Here is a 23,280-nt window from a genome sequence, read left to right as displayed (position 1 = left end):
AAGATTTAAAAAACAATCCCTTCTTGTACCAGAGGCTTTTCGGGTAAGTGCTGCTCGCCCCACTGCTCCTTCACATTTCGCTCAATCGTTACACTGAGCGAAGTCATCGGCGTATCGTCAATTTTGTTATCAAACGGGTCTTGGGTGCGCTCTCCAATCATATCCAGGGTTCGAAATACAAACGAGACGATAAATGATACCGGAATCATCATCCAGCCCAGTTCTTGCACAAAGGCAAAGGGCAGTAAGGTGGCGTGGACAGACACAAACACTCGAGAAAAGTACGTGTAGGGCCGAGGCATAGGTGTATTCTTAATCCGTTCACTACGGCCCTGAATATTGTTAAACTCCACCAGCGTCTGGTCCATCTGCACGTAGCGAAAGTCGCTGATCCAGCCCCGGCGAAAGGCCCGCTGCAAGTCTTCGCCCTGCAACTGATTCAAAAAGTTGGGCGGATTGTCTTTGGCGCAAAAGATTTTAAATTCTTTCTCTTCCATCAGGTGTTTACAATCGGCGTACTCGTTTTCGGGCTGCATGTACTCGGGCCGGGTAGCGTCGTAGTCGTGCCGTTTTCGCAAGAACACCCGCAGGGCGTGGACAAAAGCCGCATGCCGGTAGATCATGCGTTGCTTGAGCACCCTGAGCTCTTCTTGTTCTGCGTCACTTTCAGTAATCAGGAAAGTAGAGGCTTGGCGGGCCCAGGCGCGGCTATAATTCACCATCAGTCCCCAAATCTTGCGGGCTTCCCACCAGCGGTCGTAGGCCTGGTTGTTGTTGAAGCCCAGAAAGATGGCCAGTGCCGTACTGATGATGGTCACGATTGTAAAGGGCAAATGGAAATCAATTGCAGCTACGTAGCGGTCAATAGTGTACACCGCTACGGCCAGCAGTAGGTAGTAGAGCAGGTCTTTCCAGGAGTAGAACAGAATGACTTTAGGGTCAAGGTTTCGTCTTACGATCATAGGGTTGAATAATTTTTTGGTAAAAGTGTCCGGTATGCTCGGAAGCGATGCTTTAATCAGTGGATGGTACTTTGGACGAATTTCTTTCGAACAATACCACTACCAGAAAGCCGAGTGCCATCGCCAATAGCCCCCCGGCAGCCAGACCAAACGTATCCCCCAGAGTGAAATTTTGCACCAGTGGTGCCACAGCTAGCGGTGAGAGAAACTGCCCTAGAAACATCGCACTGGTTACCCCACTGACCAGCCTACCCCGAAGGCGGGGCGGGGCCAGGGCCATGACCTGCAAATTTACGTTGGGCAAGAACAAGCCCGAGCCTACTCCGGCCAGCAGTAAGGCTACCACCACCAGCGTGTAGGTAGTACTCTGGGCAATGAGTCCGTAACCGAGGGCCATGAAAGAAAATACGAGGGCGTAGATCGTATAAAACCCGAACCGAGCCTTGATACGTCGGTAAAACAATGATGTCACCGCGCTGGAAAAAGTCATCAGCGAAATGGCCACTCCCGCCCGGGTATTGTTCACTTGAATGGTTTCGCTCAGAAAGAAGGGCATCTGCACGGGCACCATGTAGAACATAATCATATTCACGATCACTACCACGAACAACAAAGCAATAGTCGTTGGTGAAAAACGGTCGGTCGGTGCCGAACCTGTCGTCGGGTTGGGTTTTTCGGTTGGTGCCGGTTCGGGCAGGTAGGCGATGGTGAGCGGGACTACGAGCAATGAAAAAAAGTAGATGGCAAAGGGCCAGCGCCAGCCGATATCGGCCAGGTAGCCACCCCCACTGATAAACAATACCCCGCCCAGCCCCATAAAGGCGGCTTGTAAGCCCATAAAGCTCGTCCGCCCTTCGCCCTCAAAATAGTCGCCAATGAGCGTGACAACCGTGGTCATCACTCCCGCTACGGCGACTCCCAGCAACGCGCGTCCCACCAGAATAGCCGTCAGACTGTCCAGGTATAGGCCGGACGAACCAGCAACCGCATATAACGCTAAGCTACCCAGTAGCAAGGATTTCCGTCCGAAACGATCTACGATGTACCCCGCTACGGGGGCGCACCCGGCAATAAACAAAGCCGGAATGGTCAATACCAACCGACTGAGCATCTCAGCATTGGGCGTGGCGGCAAACACGTCGCGGATCTGCGGCAGCGAGGGCGAGATGGTAGCCCCCGACATAACCGTCAGGGTGCTGGCGAGCAACAAGGTCAGTTTGGTGGACCAAGCCCGGGTGGAAGTGGCTACGGAGGTGCTCATACTGTTTCGGCTTTTAGGGGAGCTAACGTGCCCATCTCACCTCGGGCAAAACGCTTTTGGGTATCTTCCAACTGTCGGGCGGTCGTCATCACGTAGGGCCCGCCGTACACGATGGGCTCCCGGTGGGGCACGCCGGAAGCAAACATGAAACTAATACCGTTATCCTGCGTGGCCTGCACCTCCACGGCATCTCCTTCTTTTTCAAACAAGACTATGTCATGTGCATTAATCTCACGCCCGGCAACCCATCCTTTTCCGGAGGTGACGTAGAGAAACGTCATCTCTTCGCCGGGCAGGGTTAGCGACGTTCTGGGGGCTAAAGTAGTATCCAGCAAGGTAATCGGGGTTACCAGGGTGAAGGGCGCGGTATGCCCCTGATAGCTACCCTGAATGACCCGAACCCGGACCGATCCTTTGATCACTTCCGGTATTTCATGCGCCTTGGCATGAAAGGCCCGGGGTGGCACCAGCCGGTCTTGGTCGGCGTGGTTGATCCAGATCTGAAAGCCGTGGCAGTCGGTGCCGGTATGCTCCGGTACTTCATCGTGCTGAATGCCGATGCCCGCCTGCGTCACGTGTACGCCCCCTGGTTCAATGATGCTGCCATCTCCGTGGCTGTCCCGATTGCGAAACGAACCCTCGCTGTCCGGGTGCATGTAGGTCATCACCGAGACCCCGGCGTGGGGGTGCGGACCGAAGATCGGTCGGCTCATGTGGTAATCGGTAAACACCAAAAACGGTTCAATGGCGTACTCGCCGTGGAAGATGTTGATCGTCCGGAAGCCTGGTGCATTCTGGGTAAACTGATGGGGTACGATGCGTTTTATGCTTTTCATAGGGTACTTACGTTAACAGTTAGGCTTGCTGTAGTGCAGCGGGCAATTGATGGTACAATACCAGCTTTTCCAGGGGTTCTTCCAGTTGGTTGACCGCCCCTAGCTCAGTGATTAATTGGGCTACGGAAGACCCACGCTTTCCAGCCAGGGTCATTTGTCCACGGTAGACGAAAGTGTTAGCAGTTCGTTCCCGGAACGCGACTAGTTTTCCGACAAAGTGCTCCAGCTCGGCGGAAACCTCTTGATACTCGGCGGACGCAAAGAAGCGTTCCATCGCCAGGCGGTCGGGCCAGGCAATTTCTATCGCTGCCTGGTACTGATCCACGATGAACTCCCGATGGGATACTCCTGGGGCCGGGGGTAAGTTCTCGGAGTTATCATGTTCTTCCAGCAAATGCAACCGCAGCTTGCTAACCGATGGACTTCGAGCTATTTGAGGTGCCCACTGTTCGGTCAGGAAGGTATGAAGTCCTTTAATGCTGATGCGATCGGCCTTTCGCAGCAACACGTGCAGCTTGGTAACGGGTGACGCTCCGTTAGGACTTCCGTCGGGAATGCGGTCTATCCAGGTACGCGAATTGCCTTGGGTAGTCACGTAGCCGGTGGTCTTGGAGAAAATGTTATGCTCATCCGACATAAGAATTGCCGCCGCCTCGAACCAGTCATGGCGGGCCTGTTCAGTTAAGAAGGTGAGTTCGGCAATACCATCGTACTGTTCTTCGGGGCTGGTGTGCATCTTGACTCCCGGATGGTGGGGCCATAGTCCTCCCTGATCTTGGGTTACGTGGAACTGCCAGTACTGAAACTGACCGGGCAGGCGGGCGCATACCGGCCCGTGCACGTCGCGCCAGTAGTCGTCAAACTGCCGTTGGGATATTCCCGGACGGATTTTGAGCAGTACGTAAAAGGTAAATTGAGCCTCAGCATCCCGCGCCGAGAAGTCAGGGACGCTAAGACCGGGTACGTTAACCGGATTGATCGTGGTGATTGAATTCATGGTATCATTGATTTAAGGGGTTGTTAATTGATAGGTAGCGGGTTACGGGTTGCAGGTGAATGAGTTGCGGGTTACGAGTTGTACGTAGCTTACAACCCGTTTCACCGCAACCCGTTCTCCTCTAAGATCAAACTTGATGAAGTACTACACGACCGTACTCAAAGCTTGGGAAGGGCATAAGGCTACCGTGTCAATTACTTCCTGCGCGCTGGCATTTTCCAGCCGCACCCAGGGTTTCTCTTTCGGTCTGAATACGCCGGGTAATCGTCGGACACAAACTCCCGCGTGGATGCAGCGAGCCGATTGCCAGCGTACCGTTACCGCCCCGTGCGTGTACTTTTTATCTACGCCCGGTAACTTGCGGGTACCTGAGTTGGGTTTCCTTTGGAGTGCCATGTTACGAGTGTTTTTAGAAATCGAATAGGATAGACCTCATTAGAAATTTTTGTGTATCACGCACGTGCGCGCATGCGGTCGGAAAATTTTTCTAAACAGGTCTGATGATTAGGCTAACATGCCGCCGTCGACCAGCAGCGTTTGTCCGGTCAGGTAACCTGACAGGTCGGTGGCACAAAAGAGGGCGACTTTGGCAATATCATCCGGCTCGGCTTTTCTTCCTAGCGGCACCATCGCCTGGGCCAAGCCATCCATGGACATGCCTGCGAATTTTTCAAAGGCACTTTGCCAAGATTCAGTCCGGGTACCCGGGGTATTGACCATACCGGGGGCCAGGGCCATCACCCGAATCCCGCTTCGGGATAGCTCTTTGCCCAGAGCTGCCGTCAATCCCCGCACCCCAAATTTGACGGCGGTATAGTGGGCTGTGGCTGCATTTCCCGAGAAACCAGCGGTAGACGATAGGTTAATGATGACCCCGCCGCCGTTTTTCTGCAAGAATTCCGCTGCTACTTTAGCTCCGTAAAAAGTACCCGACAGATCAAGATCAAGCATTTCCTGCCAGCTTTCGGGAGTCGTATCCGAGAGGGTTTGGAAGCGGTAGATGCCAGCGTTGTTCACCCAGATATCGATTTGCCCGTAGGTGGCTGTGGCGTGTTCGGCCAGTTCGCGCTGCGACTCGTACTGGGTGGCATCCAGCCGGGTGAACGTAGCCGATACGCCTTTCTCAGCCAGCCGGGTAACAGCCTGTTCGCCCACCTCCGGGTTGATATCGCCGATCACGATCTCCGCTCCCGCCTCTCCGAAGCGTTGGGCAATGGCGTAGCCGATTCCCTGGGCCCCGCCGGTGATGACGGCTACTTTGCCCCGCAACGAGGTGAGTTCGGCCAGGGTTTTTGTTGGTTTTTCTAGTGTGCTGGTTTCCATAGTTATGGGGTTTTAAAAGTTACTAAATTATGTAAAAGAGCATAGGGTAGTCGGCGTAGGGGCACCGCTACTGGCCGTTAAACTCGGCCCGCACCACATCAAACATGTGGTGGTCGTTTTCGGCGTAAGGCCCCCAGTAAGGTTGGTCGCCGAAGGTGTTGTTCTCACTGAATATCTCAAAGCCCGCTTCGGTATTCCACAGGCCAAAGAGCGAAATAGTGGAGCTATCGGTGCTGTTGAGCGTCATGATAAAGTCCAGGGTGGGTTCACTCCGCGCCATACCGGTCGTCATCGCCCGGGCAATGTTGGAGAGCGTATCCAGGGCGGAAGCACGTTTCATCAAAAACTCGGAGTACTGCACCGAACTGCCGGTATCAATGGCCAACTGCTCAAAATCGCGGGCGGCGTGGCTCATGAGTTCGGACCGAAGGATTTTGTACTGCTCGTTGGTAGCTTTGTCCGCCGTATACGTCCGGGCGGCCGATTCGCTGGCCCAGTCGGTGATCTGTACCACCTGCTCATCGCCACGGGCGCGCAGTACTAACTGGCTTTCCAGATCGCGGTTCGCAAGGGGGCGAAGACCGGCCAGAACCGTGTCGATCTCCGCCGGGTCGGTATACCAAACTTCTATGGTGTACGATTGACCTAGCGTGGTATCTACCATTGCTTGAGAAGAAACAGCTTCTGGTTGATTGGATAGGGTTTCGACAGAACGGGATGGCTCGGTGCAGGCGTAGCCCCCGAGACTGATGCCGATCAGGGTGATCGTGAATAGTTTGTTTGACATAGGAATTAAAGGTTAGATGGTGATAGATCTATTGGGTGAAAAACGTGCATCGGTAAGCTTGCTATTCGTTGTTTCTGCGGTCATGATCGTTTTTCATACTGCCACGAGTACTTTCATCACCCAAAGATGTAGCGTTCTTATCCGGCGGTACGCTCGTGGTGATGGCCACGATGCCATGGTACTTGTCACCAATGGCTTCCATACGGGCCAGCCAAGCTTGCTTCTCTTCGTGGCTGGTAAACGGTAGCGAAGTTTTGATGTGAATAGAATAGGTCATGGGGTTGAACTTTATTGATAGTTTTCTGAATAAACGGTATGGGTTGATGACTCACATTTTGCTCAATCCACGGCAAAACTTGGAAAGGAAATAGCGTATATTACAACGAATCCATTAGTTGTCGCAACTCACGAGCGGTTCGTTTACCGACTTCCTTTGCGGGTAGCATATCCATTTTATCCGAGAAAAGCTCGGGACCTACGGAAGTCAAGCCCCCGGTCTTTTTCAGGATGCTTAAGCTTTCAATGAGCGGAAAATCACCCTTTCCAGGTAACATACGATAGTGCATGAGATCGGTGAACAAGTCTCCTCCCTGAAGCTCCTGGGTAGCATCAGCCACTTGCACCCGGAAAATTTTATCACCCGGAATAGCGGCTAGCAGACTATCGTTCACGTTACCCCGGTAGTAGTGCCAGGTATCCAAGACAATTCCCAGATTGTCACGATTGGCCTGCTGTACTATTTGCCAGGCAGTTTCCAGATCGGGAATACCGGAAAACGGCATAAATTCTATGTGCACTTTTATTCCTGCATCCCGGGCCTTATCTGCCACCACACTGGCGTGAGCTACCAGCTCGTGAAGGGAGTATTTCGTGCCAAAGGTCTCAATGATTGTCATGCTTTCCACTTCCAGCTCCCGGGCTATCCGGAAGAACTCGTCTTCATCAAAACGAACAAAATCAGCGTCGGACCGGCTCATTTCCGGGGGCACTTGCCAACGGGGCAGCCACCGGGTGAACGGATCGAGCACCGTAATTTTTACCCCGGCTGCTTCGCACATTCTTTTAAGTTCGTCAATGGTTTTCCCCTGGGCCTCCCAGTGCTGAATATCAATCGGAAACACACTCATCTGAGTGTACCCACCCGCTCGGGCTGCTTCCAGCCTTTCCTCAAAAGATTTACTTCTGACGTTGGCTGCCCAAAGCAAATAGCCTTCGTCATTTGCTGTCTTTTTCAAATTCTGACTCATAGCACTATTCATAAAAAGGGGGCTGATGATCGCAAAAAAGGTGGCCAAGATCTCCATACGGTACTTTCTCATTTCTTAAGGTTAATTGATTTCATCGGCTACTCAGCCAAAAATGGAATTACCTGGTCCAAGAAGGCCTGGGGCTGCTCTTCTACGATCCAATGCCCGCTATTGGCGATGATGCCTCCACTTACATTGTCCGCCACGCTCTGAATCATAGGCAGTACATAGCTTCCGGAATACTCGCCCCCCAGCGCCAGAATAGGCATTTGAAGTTTGGTTTGGCTGTATAATTGGTTATCCTCAATGTCAAAGCGGTAGGCTCCCTTGTACCAATCCAGGCTGCTACGAAGCGCCCCCGGCTGAGAATAAACGCGGGCAAACTCGTCAATTTCTTCTTCTGAAAAGGCATCCTGCTGAAAGGCAAATTTTTGGTAGAATTCGATCAGATAACTCCGGATGTCGCTACCGATAATGTCCACGGCAGCATCTCCGTCAGCATAGAATCCAAAGTGCCAGGATCGGGGGTCTTGCAGCAATCCGGTCCAGAATGGTTCTATGCCCGGAAGCGGTGCATCCATCAGCACCATCTTTTCTACCTCTTCCGGGTATTCCGAAGCATAGGCATAACCCACCATCAGGCCGATGTCATGACCAATGATTTTGACGCTGGTATAGCCTAACTGCTGAACCAGCGCGTGTAAGTCTTCGGCCAGTAGTTTTTTACTGTATCCATCCGGCAGAAGGGCATTATCCGATCCTCCGATGCCTCTTAAGTCCGGTACAATGAGCGTATATTGTTGGCCTAAGGTCGGCATCACGCGGTGCCATTCGTACCAGCTTTGAGGCCAGCCATGAATGAGCAATAAGGGGTCGCCCTGCCCACCAGTGACATAATGCAGGTCAATGCCGTTTACCTGGGCCACCTGACTCGTAAAGCCGGTGGGGGGTACTGCTGCCGGAAGGGCGGCATCTATTGCGGCCTGGGGTACCTCGGCTACCTCTTCATCCTCGCTACAAGCAAAGAATACCCACACGATGAGGGCCCATCGGGCGTGTCTTATATATTTGTTCATCGTTTTATTTATTTTGAATGAATGATTTCTTAGTAAGTTCATGATGTTGCCAGTTAGGATCAACGGTAATTTTGCGAAGGGAAAATTTCCAACCATCAGCGGTACGAACCAAGGTGTCCTGATAGGTAGCAGTAGCCACTAAGGCCGGCTTTTTCCGGTCTATAATCAGCAGGTAGCACTTCTGAAGCGCTACTTCTTGTTCAAACTCAATGACGAAATTGCTCACTATGTGACGCTTGTTTTTAGAAAGACCTTCCTGCATGCTCAGGAATCGTATTTTTAATTCCGCTGCTCCCTGTGCCGATCCGTAGCTCGCCTGCGATTCACCGTCGGCCGTCCAGCAGTCAAGATACGTCTCTATATCTCCTTCATCTACCGCCCAGAAGTAGCGGGCAGTAAGTTGTACGATTTTTTCTTTTTCGGATAGGGTCATTTTAGTCCGTTTTAAAGTGTTGAATCCATGATGGTTTGACCTTTGCCGACCGAAGGTTCAGTGGTCAGTGATCTACTCAGGCCGTAACGGCAGTTTTTTCCCGCGCTTTTACTTTGTCTTTGAACATCCCGTGCGGATCGATGACAAACTTCTGGGACGACCCGTCCGAAAAGCGTTGGTACGCCCGTGGGGCTTCGTCCAGGTCGATGACTTCGGGGTTCATAATCTGCTCCATTGAGATACGATCCCAGAGGATGGCCTGCATGATTTGGTAGTTGTACTTACCAATAGGGGCCATACCGGTTTGGATGTGCAGTGATTTCAACCAGCCTTTGCCCCAATCGAGGGTTAGTTTGCCTTGTTGAGCGGTTTCATCCCGCCCGCCGGGGTCGCTGGCGACGTAAATGCCCGGAATGCCGATGCCACCGCTGGCTCTGACCACCTCAAATAGGTCGTTGAGCACGGCGTTGGGATTCTCCTGCGTATAGTCTTCATCACCGTGGCCGTGGGCTTCATAGCCGACAGCATCCACGCCCGCATCTACTTCCGGCACACCCAGTATTTGCTCGATCTGCTCGGCGACCGAAGCGTCCTGGCTTAGATATACGGTTTCCATACCGGCTTTCTTCACCAAGGCCAACCGTTCCTGGTTCATATCCCCCACAATCACGCAGGCTGCACCCAGCAGTTGGGCTGAAGCGGCGGCGCAGCGACCGACCGGACCGGCCCCGGCAATGTAGACGGTAGAACCCGTAGTGACCCCCGCGGCATACGCTCCATGATAGCCTGTCGGCAGAATATCCGACACCAGGGTGAGGTCCAGTATCTTTTCCAGGGCCTGATCACGGTCGGGAAATTTCAGCAGTTGGAAATCCGCATACGGGATCAGGCAGTACTCCGCTTGGCCACCCAGCCAGCCGCCCAGATCGAAGCCATACGCCCCGACGGGAGCTTCCGGGTTGACCGTTTCACAAACGTCTGTATTTCCTTTTTTGCAGTTGCGGCAGCGGCCACAGGATACATTGAAAGGTACGGATACGATATCCCCAATCTCCAGAAATTCTACGTCCTTGCCCTTCTCCACCACCTCGCCGGTAATCTCATGGCCAAGCACGTGACCTTCGGGCACGATGAAACGGCCTCGGAAAATGTGCTGATCACTACCGCAGATGTCGGTAGATACTACTTTGATGATCACCGCGTGGTGAATGTCTTTTCCCCGTGGATCCTGAAAGGTAGGATAGGGTATCTCTTTCACCGCCAGGTTCCAGGCGGATTGGTAAACGACTCCTTTGTTGCTGGTCATACTAAAAATAATTTAAGGTTAAACTTTTGAAAAATAGTGCATTGTCATGGTAGCTTTATGCATAGTCGCAGGTTCCGCTGTGAGGAAATTGCCGCGCGGCCCGGTCTACTTCTTTACCCAGATTTTTCAGGCTTTCCCGGGTCGTCTCATCGCGTAGGTTGCCCTCTTGGTCAAATACTTTCCAGGATTGGCCGATAGGCATCACCAAGGGGACGGCCCAGCCTCGCAGGGCCCGAACGATGAACTCCATCGTATTAATGGCCTGTAAGCCTTGTGTTCCTCCCGCCGTGCTGATTAGCCCCACCACCTGACCGCTCAGGTAGCTTTTTTCGCGATTATTGAGCCGTTCTAGCCAATCGATCGCATTTTTAAAGGCCCCGCTTACCGAGCCGTGGTACAGGGGGCTGAACCAGATCATGGCATCGGCTTGGGCTACGGTTTCAGTCAGCCGATCCACCGAGGGGTAGCTCGTCGGGTTATCCGGACGATACGGAGGTAAGTCCAGTGCCCGGATATCGAGCAGGTGCGTATCCGCCCCGGCCTGAGCGGCTCCCTCCAGGGCGGTGGTTAACGCACTCAGGCTGGTTGATTTCGGGCGCAACGAGCCGCCCAGTCCTACAATGGTAATATTCTTCATACTATTTTAGCTTAAGTAAGCCCGGAGCATCCAGGCCATTTTTTCGTGCTTTTCCAGCAGCCTGGCCAAAAAACCGGCCGTACCCAGGTCGTGGTGTCGTTCGGCATTTTCCAGGTCCTGGCGCAGGATGCGAATGATCGTTTCGTGATCGTTGAGTAGGTTTTGTAGCATCTTTTCGGCTGTGCCATCTTCGTGTCCGGTTTCCAGTAGCCGGGCCAGTTGCACATAGTCTTTCAGGGCTGCTACGGCGTAGTGACCGATGGCCCGAATCCGTTCGGCCAGCTCATCAATGATATCGGAGAGGGCTTCGTACTGCTCCTCGAAGAAGCTGTGCAGCGATTGAAAATGCTGTCCCGTGACGTTCCAGTGGTAGTTGCGGGTCTTCACGTAAAGCACGTGCTCGTCGGCCAGCAACTGGTTGAGGGCGAAAGCCACGCTTTCGCGGTGGGTGTCGGGGATGCCAATGTCAATCTTTTCCATAATTTGGGTATCATTAAAGTGAGTTGGTGGTCATACGCTGGTCTGGCTCCTCTACGATGCGCTCGAAGGCATGGTCTACTGGTGGAATGGTCTGTAGGTAATCGTAGATGGCCGATAAGTCCTCCGGCTCCATGTTGGCGAAGGCGTGCCAGGGCATCACCGTGGAGAAACCACCAGGCTCTACTGGGGTGAGGTCTTCCTGATCGTGGTAGGTGGCAAAGCGGTTGAGAAAAGCCTGCTCGCTCCAGTTGCCCAGGCCACTGGCGTGCGGGGTCAGGTTCGGGGTCCGTAGGCGCATCCCCGACGGAGTGGTAAACACATTGCCCCCGGCCAGGAAGCGGTCGTTGCCGGTTCGTCCGTACGCATCGGTGGGGGTGTGGCACAGCGCACAACCCGCGATGGTGACCAGATACTCGCCCCGCAGTACAGTTTCTTGTTGGCTAAACGCCGGAAATGGGTCAGCTTCTCGGGTAGCGATCTGCGCCCGTATCCACTCTTTAGGAGAAAGTTGGTTAGTTGGAATGTCATTCTCTACCGACGGCAGACGGCGTAGATACGCGATGATGGCCTCTACGTCGGATTGTTGCATCCGCGAAAATCCGGCGTAAGGCATCACCGGGTGCAGGGCACGTCCGTCTTTGCTCACCCCTTGCGTGATTGCCCGGTAGATTTCTCTGTCCGTCCAATCGCTCAGATGATACGGCGTTAAGTTGGGCGTATAGAGGTGATTGGGAAAGTAATCAGCCTCTTTAGGCAGCGAACTGCCCGCGCCTTCCTGTCCGGCCACCACCGGCAGCGAGAAAACGTCTTCCTGCCGGGGCGAGTGGCACACAAAACAATGGGCGACGTGCTCGGCCAGATACTCACCCCGCGCCAGTCGTTCGGGCGTGTAGGTGACCGAAAGGGTAACGGGCTCGTCTGCATACCGTGGTAAGTCCCACTTCAAATAAAGGTAGGTGCCCAGCAACGTACCGACAGCGATCAGTATACATCCTACGGCTATCTGACGCCTCAGTGTCGGGGTGAGTTTTGCGCGGTACCGGGAAAGGATCCGAATAAACGGAAAGTGCTTTCCGGCGGGGTGTCGGGCATCGTGGGTCTGCCATCGGTACAACTGATCAAGTGGATAGATGACCAGCACCAGGGTAAAGATCAGTAGCCCTAAAATAACTAAAATAAAGATAAACACCGGTGTCATAAAAATTAGCTTAAAAAGGTTCTTTAGATCATTTGTTGGCTACTAGATCAATCGGAGTGCCCGAATAGCAATTAGTCAGCTGTAAAAATATAAAACGCTGACATTCAATTGATTGCATATAAAGAGAGGTATGACAGAAAAAAATATTAACAAAAAAATTAGCCTAATATTGGTTTTTGTGCAAAAAAATTAAACCAATATTGGTTTATCCGTATCTTACGACTATGAATAGCGAAGCATACAAACTACAACTGGAAATAAATAAGGCCATTGCTTCTGTCCGGGAGCGCAAATCACTCGTTAGATTAATCGCGGATCGATTGCAACCCATCTTCTCATTTCACGATATTGGGCTGTTTGTTCTGTCGGAAGATGGTAAAACCTTTTGTGACTGGGCAGCTAAAGCCCCATCGATCAGTCCTTCTGAGGGAAACACTTTTTTCTATCAGCGGGAACAGCAAGATTACAGATATGAGGGATCTGGATTTCAGAAAATTGCGAGCCAGATTACTGAAAAAAAGCGTCCGATCGTTGCTTCTTACCGAGAATGCTTTCTTAAAGAATACCTGGTAAAAACGTTAGGCAAAGAGGTGCATAGCCATTTATTGGCTGAAGGGTACGACCGGTTTTTAGCATTTGACCTGAAAAGCGAAAGTGGACTTAAAGGCTTATTATTTCTCAATTACCTTGAAGACCAGTCTATCCCAGAAAAAAAGCTGCCCTTGCTCGAAGCCTTGGTCGACCAGCTTATCATTGCCATCACTAATATTCAGGCGACCGAACAGCTACAGGAAGAAAAATCGTTTAAAGAAACCTTGCTGGAAATAAGCGAAAGCCTTGCGACGGTCAACGACCGGAAAAGCCTTTATCCCATCGTAGTGGATAAGTTGCGGAAGCATATCCCCTTTGACGATGCGGTCGTCATTATTTACGCCGAGGACTATCAGACGTACCACGGCGTACTAACCGTTTCCCCGCCCCATCGCCAGAATCACCCCAAATATGACGAGGTGGTCAATCGTCCCAACCCCATTACCCGTCAATTTAAAGAAATTTTGGAGTCTGATGATGTGGCCGTTTTCCATTTGACAGATTGGCAAGAAAAATACCCTGACCACCCGGGTATCCAGATACATCAGGATGAAGGACTTGCCCACACGATAAAAGTTACGCTCAGGGATGCCGGCAAAGTAATCGGGGCGATGCTGTTCCATTTTACTGATAACCAGTTTAAAGAACCCATTAATTACCGCCTTTATGAAAACATCGCCTACCAGATGTCGGTCACCATCAATAACATCCTCGCCAATGAGCGGCTCATAAAAGAAAAACAACTGACCGAAAAACTGCTCGGTATCAGTGAGGATATAGCCAAGATTACCGACCGGGCAGCTTTGTTCCAGACCATTTTTGATAGGCTAAAGCCATTATTTCACTTCGATGATGCCGTGATTCATCTTAAAAATGAGGACGGACTTTCTTTTTTTATGATTCATTCTGACCAGACGTCCATTACACCTGAAAATCCCCATTATCAACATTTCCTTCAAAAAAACATTCCTATTGAAGACTCGCCTTTTAGTGAAATATTCGATTATGACACCCCAAGGGTCAGTCCGCTAGCATATTACGAGAAGCGATACCCTGAATTTCCTGGAGTAAAGCTGATGAGAGAAATGCAATATGTTGCCCATTTAGTAATACCTCTTATTTCGGGAAATCAGAAAATCGGTGTTCTTGAATTCCATTCAAAAAACGCAGATGCTTTCCAGAATATTCAGGAAGAACTGCTAAAAGGAATCGCGGACCAAATGTCGGTGGCGGTAAGCAATGTCTTGGCTAATGAGCAACTGCTGGAAGAAAAGCAAAAAACCGAAGACCTTTTATCCATCACCAAAGCAATAGCCAATATCACCACTGGCCCCGAGCTGGTTAGGGCTATTTTTGATAAACTACAAAAGGTGTTTCCTTTTCACGAAGCAGGACTATTTCACCTGGATTTTGAAAACAACAAAGAAAGGGACCTTATTGTAGACTACAGTTATGAGTCGACAATTGCGAATAGCGCCATTCAAACGGCGGGTATCACCGGTTGGCTGCCCATGACCGAGTTGTCTAAAAAAGTAAGTCAGGAAACACTGGTTCTTCCCATCAACGAATTTTACGAACAGTACGACCACCCACATTTTGAGTTTACTAAAAGAGTTCCATTTACCAATATTATTGTTGGGCCTTTAAAACAAGGCGAGCGTGTCATAGGCCTGCTCTATTTCTGGTCTAAGGGTGAGGGTTTTGAAAAAAAAGTTTCACTCTTCAAGTCCATCACCGACCAGATAAGCGTTGCCTTGAACAACATCATCGCAAATGAGGACCTTATCGCTGAAAAGAATAAAACCGAAGACCTTTTGTCAATTACCGAAGCGATTGCTAACATAACCACCGGCTCGGAATTGGTACGCGCCATTTTTGACAAACTGCAAAAAGTGTTTCCCTTTGATGAAGCGGGATTATTCCATTTGGACTTTGAAAATGAACGAGAACGCGACCTGACCATCGACTATAATTATGATATTAGCGGAGTGAACACTGCCCACCGAGAGGAGGGGCTTATTGGTTGGATACCATTAAATGAGCTAAGTCGGCAACTAGCTAAAAAAGCCCCGTCAATTATGAAGCCAGAGGAAATTTACAACCAATTTGACCATCCTCAAAACGTAACATCCCATCAGGTGGATTTTCAGCAAGTTATCCTAGGCCCACTGAAACAGGGTGATCAAACCATAGGCCTTCTCTTTTTTTGGAGCAAAACAAAGAATGCCTTTGACGACAAACTATCCCTCTTTAAATCCATCTGCGACCAGTTTTCCGTAGCACTTAGTAATATATTGGCCAATGAGAACATTGCAGAGCGTGAACAATTTAAATCATTACAAGCGGGAATCCTGAGCGCTTTTGAGACTTCCTTTAAGCCCAAGGAGAATTTTGCGGCTGTTACCCGGCTCTTTCAGGAGACTATTCCCTTTGATATGCTGGCCTTTTCCATTTATGATGCTCAGAGCAAAACGGTAGAGGGGCACGGATACCGAAAGACAGGAAAATCTGAATACCAATACATCGATGAGAAAAGTTTTCTAAATATCCTCGATCTCGATCAGGGTACATTCATTAAAAGCTGGAAAAAACTGGATTACAACAAAACTCAGTTTTTCAATGCCGAAGCATTCCTAAAAAGCCTTGAAAAAGACGCGATTAAGAAGATACTACATAAGAAGATTGGGTTTCAATCCAGTCTGATCAGTCCGGTTGAGCTAAACCAGGAAAAAACCTTGTTGATCACTTTCTTTAGCCTCAAAACGGACAGCTACCGTTATTTTCACAGAGACCTAGTGGACAAAATCGCCCCATCCATACGGCTCGCGATGGACCGTATTTTAGCGTTTCGCGACATTCAAATGCTGAGCGAGCGGCTGAAGTTGGAAAAGGATTACCTGGAAGAAGAACTAAAGACTAACTATAATTTACATCAGATTGTGGGGTCTAGTGACGCAATCCGGCAGGTTTTTGCCAAAATTGATATTGTTAAAAATACCGATACCACCGTACTCATCACCGGGGAAACCGGCACCGGCAAAGAGTTGGTGGCCAGGGCATTGCATGACGCCTCTAACCGAAAGGATAAGACCCTGGTGAAGGTTAACTGTGCTACACTACCCAGAGAATTGGTGGAATCTGAGCTTTTCGGACACGAGAAAGGGGCATTTACGGGGGCACTCAAGCAGCGCATCGGAAAGTTTGAGCTGGCCCATGGTGGCACTATCTTCCTGGATGAGATTGGGGAGCTGCCCCTGGAGTTACAGGCTAAACTACTTAGGGTAATCCAGGAAAAGGAATTCGAACGTCTGGGAGGCAATAAGCTAATAAAAACGGATGCCCGGATCATCGCAGCGACCAACCGCGACCTGGAACACGAGGTAGCCGAAGGCCGTTTCCGTTCAGATCTGTATTTCCGGCTCAGTGTATTTCCCATCCATTTACCCCCATTGAGGAACCGAAAAGAAGACATTGAGGAACTGGCCTACTATTTTCTAGAGAAGTTTTGCCGTAAAACAGACAAGAAAATCAAAAAACTCAGTGCCAGCGACCTGGAAAGAATGACAGTCTACGAATGGCCCGGCAATATCCGGGAACTGGAGCATATAATGGAGCGCTCGGTGTTGATGAGTACGGATCTGAAATTACACCTGGCTATGGAGCGGCCTACTCAACAAAGAAAGAAAAGTGAGGCCACTTTTGAATTTAAAACTATGCAACAGGTCGAAGCAGACCTGATTTACGAAACCCTCAAACGAACCAGCGGAAAAGTACGCGGCAGAAACGGGGCAGCAGAAATTTTGGGTCTACCTGCTTCCACTCTGCAATACCGCATGAAGCGAGCGGGCATTACCAAAGCAATGGTGATCGGGAAGAATGATCATTAGGTATTTGCTTCACCAGTAAGATAGCTACCGACCGAGTACCTTCTTGTTTCCTGACTCACTTAGCTTTTTCTGTAATAAACTCATATCCTCACTGAGCTTTTGCTCAACCACCTTCGCATAAATCTGTGTCGTCCGTAGATTGGTATGGCCGAGCATTTTGCTGACGGACTCAATGGGTATCCCGTTGGCCAGCGTGACGGTGGTAGCGAAGGTATGCCGAGCGAGGTGATACGTTAGCCGTTTCTCTACTTCGCTGAGATCAGCCACTGTGAAGCGGCAATTTCTTTCAGGTAAGAATTAGTTTTCTGGTTGGTGTAGACCAGAAGGACTTTGCCGTTGGCTTGAGCTAACGGGTTATCTTGGTATTTCTCAATGATAGCGAGAGCCTTTGGTAGCAACGGCACTTTAAACCATTCGCCCGACTTCTTGCGCTGAGCGCGAATCCAACGGTTCAACTTATTCGACGTATCCAGCCAGAGCACTGAAGATACGTTTACATAATCCTGATGTGGTTCTGACCTTATGTACGTGCTGTTTCCCTTTCTTTGACGGAATTGCATCTTTATGCTCACAAAAAGATATAAAAGTAAAACGGGCAAAAAACGGGCAAATTCTAGTTCTTATCAAAAATCAATACAAATAATAGAAATCAAAAGCCCTGTAAATCTTTGACTTACAGGGCCTTGTGGTTGCTCCTCCTCTTGGGCTCGAACCAAGGACCTACTGATTAACAGTCAGCCGCTCTAACCAACTGAGCTAAGGAGGAGTATTATTGATTTTGGGACTGCAATACTAGCGGGTTATCCCGAAAATTCCAATCTTTTTATTGATAAAATTTAGCGATACAGTAAGATAGCTTATCTTAATCTTTTTAATCGTATACGCTACGCTAACTACGTATCTGAGTTGTATTGTTGAAAAAGATCAGGTATATTATTTTTGATTTCATAACACTGCTGTAAGAGTAGCGTTACCATAGTGAAATAAACAGTATCCCCTATATTATTCGTGCTGATGAGCCAGAAAAAATTTGCCTTCGGAATTATACTAGCCGCCATCTTGGGTGGCCTAGTATCAGTTGGAATAACGAACTACCTAGGAGTGCAGCCAACATCGCCCTACGCTAGTTTTGATGATAAACAGCAAGGAGTACAGTATCCTAATGTAAACTTTTTGGCCGACTCTAATTTCTCAGTACCCGATGGAATTAACTTCGTTTATGCGGCAGATCGGGTAAAGCCGGGGGTAGTGTTCATTCGCTCTACTTACAGTGGCTCCCGCCAATCGCGAAACAGTTTGCTGGAAGATTTTTACGACTATTTTGGCGACCGTCGCCCCGGTGAGCCGGGGGGCGAGCGACCTTCTCGCTCGTCTGGTTCGGGGGTTTTAATATCTGACGATGGATACATTGTTACTAATAATCACGTAATCGAGGAAGCTGATAAGATTGAGGTAACGCTAGATGATAATCGCTTTTACGAGGCCGAAGTGATAGGGATCGATCCTACTACTGATCTAGCATTACTGAAAATTGAAGATAGAAGTATTTTGTTTCCTTTCGTTTCTTTTGGCGATTCGGATGATGTAAGAGTCGGCGAATGGGTGCTCGCTATCGGTAATCCGTTCGGCACGTTGACCTCTACGGTAACGGCGGGTATTGTGAGTGCCAAGGCTCGAAATATCAATATTTTACACGATCGAAACGGTCGGCAAATTGAGTCATTTATTCAGACCGATGCGGCGGTGAATCAGGGAAACAGTGGTGGGGCTTTAGTAAATCTGAAGGGCGAATTAGTAGGAATTAATACGGCTATCGCCACTCCTACTGGCTCGTACGCGGGTTACTCCTTTGCTGTACCGGTATCGTTAGTGCAAAAAGTAATGAACGATCTGCTAGAGTATGGTTCGGTACAAAGAGCACTACTAGGGGTGCGAATTCGAGATGTAAATGCCCAATTAGCCGAAGAGGAAGGATTGAAAACCGTTACCGGAGTGTTTGTAGACGGAGTAACGCAGGAGAGCGCGGCTGCGGAGGCAGGGATGGAAGCAGGAGATGTTATTATTGAAATTGATGACCGATCGGTCAATAATGTTTCGGAGCTTCAGGAGCTGGTAGCCCGCAACCGACCGGGCGACGAAGTTGAAGTTACTTTTTGGCGAGATGGTTCACAAGAAACGGTTTACGCTACCCTGAAGAATACAATGGGTAATACCGAGATGGTGCAAAAAGTGCAGCCCGTTGAGTTTGAAGGAGGGACATTTGGTGACATTCCATCCGAGATACTGGATCGCTTTGAACTGGAAGGAGGTGCTCAACTAATAGAGCTTAGTGAAGGAAAGTGGAAAAAAGCAGGATTAGAAGAAGGGTTCATTATTACTTCTATTGATAAAACACCTATTCAAAATGCGAAAGAGCTAGAAGAAGTGATGCAAAACAAAGCGGGAGGAATACTTATTGAGGGGCTATCTACCGAGGGTGAACGCTCTTTTCATGGGTTTGGCTGGTAATAAGCAGCAATAATCTTATCAGAGTAATAGTAATGATTTTTTAACTTTAAGGTACTTTTTCCACCTGATTGCAATTAATTTACTCTGATATTCTACAGTATTATTGATTCCTTACTACGAATTATAAAGAACATATAATTTTTATAAGGTAAGTATAATCGTAATTTATTTGGTTTTTTATCCCTACAAGTTTGTATTTTGCACCATATTTGATACTATAGCACATAAGTAGCAAATTTATATTATTCCTAGAATATTAGAATAGAGCTTTACTTCTAACTTTAACTCAACAAGCGCAGAAATAATATGTCAGAACAAGAGAACAAACATCGTTCGGTCATGCTGATTGATGACAATGAGATTGATAATTTAATCAATCAGAAGATGATAGAGGCCGCTAACATCTGTGATCATATATATACTCACTCGGGGGCTAAAAGTGCTATAGAATTCTTAAAAAATATTGAAAAGCTGGGCGATACCGGGGTGCAGGTACTTCCGGAAATTATATTTCTGGATATTGACATGCCACTGATGGACGGTTTTCAGTTTCTGGATGAGTTTGAAAAGCTTTCTGACGATACTAAAGAGTTCTGCAAAATTGTGATGCTTACTTCATCCATTAATCCGCAGGACGTAAACAAATCACATAAATACGCGAGCGTGAAGCAGTATATTAACAAACCGCTTACTCAGCGAAATCTGGAGAAGTTAGCTATTTAACGTATTTCTACTTTTCGTAACTGCTAAAGCCATGTCTCAATAATGAGGTGTGGCTTTCTATTTGTAAAAGACGTAAGGCAGAAGACAAAATGCCAGTACTGCCACTGCTTCTAACTTTCTTATTGCGACCATTCGGTAGGCTCACGATCCCAGCGGTGCTTCTGGAGCTCTTGTAGCAATTCTTCCGATAATGGTTCGCTATCGCTACAACCAACGTTTGCCCGCACGTGGCGAGCTTTTCGCATTCCGGGAATAATGGTGCTTACCGTAGGGTTTGCGAGAATAAATTTCAGGGCAGCTTCCGGCATACTAAGATCTTCGGGAAGAACCGCTTTAACTGCATCAGCGTGGTCAACACTGGAATGAAGATTCTCCGGTACAAAGTATGTTGATCGCCAGTCGTCTTCAGGAAAAATGGTGTCGTGAGTAAATGTTCCGGTTAGCGTTCCTTCATCAAAGGGTACCCGAGCAATTACTCCAACATCCATTTCGTCGCAGAGCGGAAAAAGCTGATCTTCGGGAGCCTGATCAAAGACATTGTAGATCACCTGCACAGCATCAATTAAGCCAGTACGAATAGTTTGTAAGCCGTTATTTGGCTCCCACCGATTTAGGCTTAACCCGATACCCTGAATCTTGCCATCTTGCTTTAGTTGCTCTACCGCCCGCTTCCATTCGTCTTGCTCGGCCCAAGTATCTTCCCACACATGGAACTGTAGCAAGTCTACCGTTTCCATCGCCAGATTTTTCAAGCTTTTTTCAGCGTACTCAATAATATGATCGTAAGGAAAGACATCCGCTAGTTTAAAGTGGCTTTCTGAGGGCCAAGTAAAGTTATTGGGAGGTACTTTGGTAGCCGTGTACAATTTTTGGCTTGGATGCCGCTTTACCAGCGCACCTAGCAGCTCTTCGCTTTTTCCTTCTCCGTAGCCCCAAGCCGTATCAAAAAAGTTGCAACCTAGCTCTACAGCCAAGTCTAAGGAGTTTTTGCTTTGGTCATCGTCTGAACCGGTCCACCCGGCCATGCCCCACATTCCGTACCCAATATCACTTACTTGCCAGCCCAAGCGGCCAAATTTTCGATAGTTCATAATTAGTTGGTTGCTTGATTGTTCAATGGTTCGATTGCTGAATGACTGTTAGTCCACAGTCGATAGTCGACCGTCCACAGGTTTAGAAGCTTAAAGTATTCAGGTATTGGGTATTATTCATCATTCATTAGTCATTATTCACTAGTTCGTTGGTTCTATCAACGAGCGATTTTAAATTCCGGTTTCTGTTCCACAGGGGCTGTCCCACAGGGGCTGTTCCACAGCGGCCGATCTCCGGTTCAAAGCTAAAAAATAATAATAGAATTATATAAATAAGTTATTGACATATTGTCATAAAGATGTTGCTTACGTAAGATTATTTATGCTACTTAGTAGTTACAATCGTGTATTCCAATACAATAACGAACTAAACAGCGTTAAATCTGGTAGTAAATCGGAAGCGAAAAACCACAAAGCAATCAACTTCATCGTCGAACAAACCATGCAAAGGATACTGAGAAAATGTGCACCCCCACGGCTTTCTTTTCTTCCCCGCATCCACTCTTTTATCTCAATAGGAGTATTCACCTTACTGTACTTAGGTGTTCCGTTTTCAATTGCTGAATCAGGGCAGGCTGCTTTGGGAAATAGTTACAAAGACTATGTTCACTCAGTTGAATTGCTTATGAATAAACATTCGGCTCTGGCTGATTTTGCTCCCATTGACCAAGCGATGGATAAGTTCATTCAGCGGCAAGGTATTGTGGGTGCCTCGTTAGGTATTGTAAAAGATGGTAAACTGATATACGCCAAAGGGTTTGGCTTTACTGGCCAAGAAACCGAAGAGGCTGTTCAGCCGCATCATCTATTCCGTATCGGCAGTGTGTCTAAGCTAATTACGGCGGTAGCCATTATGAAACTGCGGGAAGACGGCCGTTTACAAATGGATGAACCTGTATTTGGCGAAAATGGTGTTCTTAATACTGATATCTACCGAGGAATTAAGGATAAGAAACATTATAAGATTACCGTAGAACATTTACTGAATCATACCGGAGGCTGGAGTAAGCGTTCGTTTGGCGATCCGCTGTTTATTCCACTCCGCATTGCTGATGCTATGGAAATTGAAGGCACTCCGGATTTGGATACAATTATTAAGTTTATTTTATCCAAGAACTTGCCTTATCGTCCGGGTACCCGCTACGATTATTCTAACTTCGGTTACTGTTTATTGGGCCGGGTGATTGAAGCGAGATCCGGTAAATCTTACGAAGATTTTGTGAAGACAGAAATTCTAGCTCCGCTGGGTATCACTAATATGCATTTGGCTAAAAACCGCGCTGAAGATCGCTTCGAAAATGAAGTGAGCTACTACGACTTATCATCTAACAATATGCGTCCTGACATGTACGGTTCGGGCGAGTTGGTATCTAATGCGTATAGCTTCAACATTGAGGCATTAGGAGCGGCGGGCGGTTGGGTAGCCACGTCGGCCGATCTGATGAAGTTTTTAGTAGCGGTAGATGGGTTTAAAAATAGTCCTGATATTTTGAGTAACGAATCGCTGCTCAGTATGATAGAAACTAAGTGGGGACGGCCTTACGGTTGGCGAAGCGCAAAGGTTGGTGGTACTTGGTGGCGTACCGGAACATTGGCCGGAACATCAGCCCTCATTAAACGGCACCAAGACGGTACCTCTTGGGTAATTTTGGCAAACACCAGTAACCACCGTAGTCGGTATTTCACGGGGCGCATTAGCTATATTATGCAGCAAGAACTAAGTCAGCTTGATGAGTGGCCGGAGCACGATTTATTCAGTGTCAGCTACTATCAGTAAGAAATAAATTCCGTTATAACCTGTAAGTCCATCCGCTCGCGATGGACTTTTTCGTTTTATACCCCTTGATCTGATTTGGATCGGGCAAAGCGCATAAAAGATTTTTATAGTTTCAAGAAGAAAGTATTTTTATAGATGCTTACTAGCCAGTGCCCTTAGT

22 protein-coding genes and 1 tRNA gene are annotated in these 23,280 nt (G+C 48.7%); 4 read left to right on the top strand and 19 right to left on the bottom strand.

Annotation, left to right across the window (positions count from 1 at the left end):
- Positions 1 to 5 precede the first annotated feature (5 nt).
- The 15 genes from P0M28_RS07615 to P0M28_RS07545 all read right to left on the bottom strand — a co-directional run bounded on the left by P0M28_RS07615 (position 6) and on the right by P0M28_RS07545 (position 12,543).
- Positions 6 to 962 (bottom strand): bestrophin family protein, encoded by a 957-nt coding sequence (locus tag P0M28_RS07615; protein WP_302209136.1) that lies wholly within the window; start codon positions 960 to 962, stop codon positions 6 to 8.
- Between the two features lie 52 nt (positions 963 to 1,014).
- Positions 1,015 to 2,223, bottom strand: a complete 1,209-nt coding sequence (locus P0M28_RS07610; protein WP_302209135.1) for an MFS transporter — start codon at positions 2,221 to 2,223, stop codon at positions 1,015 to 1,017.
- Positions 2,220 to 2,936, bottom strand: coding sequence for a pirin family protein (locus tag P0M28_RS07605; protein WP_302210864.1), 717 nt, complete (start codon positions 2,934 to 2,936; stop codon positions 2,220 to 2,222). Before P0M28_RS07605 ends, P0M28_RS07610 begins: the two co-directional genes overlap by 4 nt.
- 142 nt (positions 2,937 to 3,078) lie before the next feature.
- On the bottom strand, positions 3,079 to 4,056 hold the full coding sequence (locus P0M28_RS07600; protein WP_302209134.1) for an EthD domain-containing protein: 978 nt from the start codon (positions 4,054 to 4,056) through the stop codon (positions 3,079 to 3,081).
- A gap of 144 nt (positions 4,057 to 4,200) precedes the next feature.
- Positions 4,201 to 4,452 (bottom strand): (4Fe-4S)-binding protein, encoded by a 252-nt coding sequence (locus tag P0M28_RS07595; protein WP_302209133.1) that lies wholly within the window; start codon positions 4,450 to 4,452, stop codon positions 4,201 to 4,203.
- Positions 4,453 to 4,560: 108 nt separating this feature from the next.
- Positions 4,561 to 5,379, bottom strand: coding sequence for an SDR family NAD(P)-dependent oxidoreductase (locus tag P0M28_RS07590; RefSeq protein ID WP_302209132.1), 819 nt, complete (start codon positions 5,377 to 5,379; stop codon positions 4,561 to 4,563).
- Positions 5,380 to 5,446: 67 nt separating this feature from the next.
- Positions 5,447 to 6,166: a hypothetical protein gene (locus P0M28_RS07585; RefSeq protein WP_302209130.1), complete on the bottom strand. Its 720-nt coding sequence runs from the start codon at positions 6,164 to 6,166 to the stop codon at positions 5,447 to 5,449.
- 61 nt (positions 6,167 to 6,227) lie between these two features.
- Positions 6,228 to 6,443 (bottom strand): hypothetical protein, encoded by a 216-nt coding sequence (locus P0M28_RS07580; RefSeq protein ID WP_302209128.1) that lies wholly within the window; start codon positions 6,441 to 6,443, stop codon positions 6,228 to 6,230.
- Positions 6,444 to 6,543: 100 nt separating this feature from the next.
- Complete coding sequence (locus tag P0M28_RS07575) at positions 6,544 to 7,485, bottom strand: sugar phosphate isomerase/epimerase family protein (protein ID WP_302209127.1); 942 nt, start codon at positions 7,483 to 7,485, stop codon at positions 6,544 to 6,546.
- 26 nt (positions 7,486 to 7,511) lie between these two features.
- Positions 7,512 to 8,489: an alpha/beta fold hydrolase gene (locus tag P0M28_RS07570; protein WP_302209125.1), complete on the bottom strand. Its 978-nt coding sequence runs from the start codon at positions 8,487 to 8,489 to the stop codon at positions 7,512 to 7,514.
- Between the two features lie 4 nt (positions 8,490 to 8,493).
- The gene (locus tag P0M28_RS07565; protein WP_302209124.1) at positions 8,494 to 8,922 is read right to left on the bottom strand and encodes a nuclear transport factor 2 family protein; all 429 of its coding nucleotides are present in this window, start codon (positions 8,920 to 8,922) and stop codon (positions 8,494 to 8,496) included.
- 76 nt (positions 8,923 to 8,998) lie between these two features.
- Positions 8,999 to 10,228, bottom strand: coding sequence for an alcohol dehydrogenase catalytic domain-containing protein (locus P0M28_RS07560; protein ID WP_302209123.1), 1,230 nt, complete (start codon positions 10,226 to 10,228; stop codon positions 8,999 to 9,001).
- Positions 10,229 to 10,283: 55 nt separating this feature from the next.
- Positions 10,284 to 10,865: an NADPH-dependent FMN reductase gene (locus tag P0M28_RS07555; RefSeq protein ID WP_302209122.1), complete on the bottom strand. Its 582-nt coding sequence runs from the start codon at positions 10,863 to 10,865 to the stop codon at positions 10,284 to 10,286.
- A 6-nt stretch (positions 10,866 to 10,871) separates the two neighbouring features.
- Complete coding sequence (locus P0M28_RS07550; RefSeq protein ID WP_302209121.1) at positions 10,872 to 11,345, bottom strand: Dps family protein; 474 nt, start codon at positions 11,343 to 11,345, stop codon at positions 10,872 to 10,874.
- Positions 11,346 to 11,358: 13 nt separating this feature from the next.
- A complete protein-coding gene (locus P0M28_RS07545) occupies positions 11,359 to 12,543 on the bottom strand; it encodes a c-type cytochrome (protein ID WP_302209120.1) in 1,185 nt (394 codons plus the stop codon).
- 224 nt (positions 12,544 to 12,767) lie between these two features.
- Here P0M28_RS07545 and P0M28_RS07540 point away from each other — a divergent pair, with 224 nt between their 5' ends.
- Complete coding sequence (locus P0M28_RS07540; RefSeq protein WP_302209118.1) at positions 12,768 to 17,021, top strand: sigma 54-interacting transcriptional regulator; 4,254 nt, start codon at positions 12,768 to 12,770, stop codon at positions 17,019 to 17,021.
- Positions 17,022 to 17,045: 24 nt separating this feature from the next.
- Here P0M28_RS07540 and P0M28_RS31055 read toward each other — a convergent pair whose 3' ends face one another.
- The 3 genes from P0M28_RS31055 to P0M28_RS07530 form a co-directional block, all read right to left on the bottom strand.
- Positions 17,046 to 17,288 carry a tyrosine-type recombinase/integrase gene (locus tag P0M28_RS31055; RefSeq protein ID WP_367281901.1) on the bottom strand — a complete coding sequence of 81 codons (243 nt, stop codon included), beginning with the start codon at positions 17,286 to 17,288 and terminating at the stop codon, positions 17,046 to 17,048.
- Positions 17,267 to 17,581 carry a site-specific integrase gene (locus tag P0M28_RS31050; RefSeq protein ID WP_367281900.1) on the bottom strand — a complete coding sequence of 105 codons (315 nt, stop codon included), beginning with the start codon at positions 17,579 to 17,581 and terminating at the stop codon, positions 17,267 to 17,269. The genes P0M28_RS31055 and P0M28_RS31050 overlap by 22 nt, the downstream gene beginning before the upstream one ends.
- A 132-nt stretch (positions 17,582 to 17,713) precedes the next feature.
- Positions 17,714 to 17,787, bottom strand: a tRNA-Asn gene (locus P0M28_RS07530).
- Between the two features lie 248 nt (positions 17,788 to 18,035).
- On the opposite strand from P0M28_RS07530, the gene P0M28_RS07525 reads away from it, so the two are divergent.
- Together P0M28_RS07525 and P0M28_RS07520 are read left to right on the top strand one after the other, a co-directional pair.
- Positions 18,036 to 19,529 carry a Do family serine endopeptidase gene (locus P0M28_RS07525; RefSeq protein WP_302209116.1) on the top strand — a complete coding sequence of 498 codons (1,494 nt, stop codon included), beginning with the start codon at positions 18,036 to 18,038 and terminating at the stop codon, positions 19,527 to 19,529.
- Between the two features lie 306 nt (positions 19,530 to 19,835).
- Entirely contained in the window at positions 19,836 to 20,252 is a 417-nt protein-coding gene (locus tag P0M28_RS07520; protein ID WP_302209115.1) for a response regulator, read from the top strand.
- 119 nt (positions 20,253 to 20,371) lie between these two features.
- Here P0M28_RS07520 and P0M28_RS07515 read toward each other — a convergent pair whose 3' ends face one another.
- Positions 20,372 to 21,343, bottom strand: coding sequence for an aldo/keto reductase (locus P0M28_RS07515; RefSeq protein WP_302209114.1), 972 nt, complete (start codon positions 21,341 to 21,343; stop codon positions 20,372 to 20,374).
- 442 nt (positions 21,344 to 21,785) lie between these two features.
- On the opposite strand from P0M28_RS07515, the gene P0M28_RS07510 reads away from it, so the two are divergent.
- Positions 21,786 to 23,120: a serine hydrolase domain-containing protein gene (locus tag P0M28_RS07510; protein WP_302209112.1), complete on the top strand. Its 1,335-nt coding sequence runs from the start codon at positions 21,786 to 21,788 to the stop codon at positions 23,118 to 23,120.
- Positions 23,121 to 23,280: the final 160 nt, after the last annotated feature.

The organism is Tunicatimonas pelagia (assembly GCF_030506325.1).
GTDB classification, from domain to species: Bacteria; Bacteroidota; Bacteroidia; order Cytophagales; family Cyclobacteriaceae; genus Tunicatimonas; species Tunicatimonas pelagia.
This window is presented reverse-complemented; position numbering and strand designations above follow the sequence as displayed.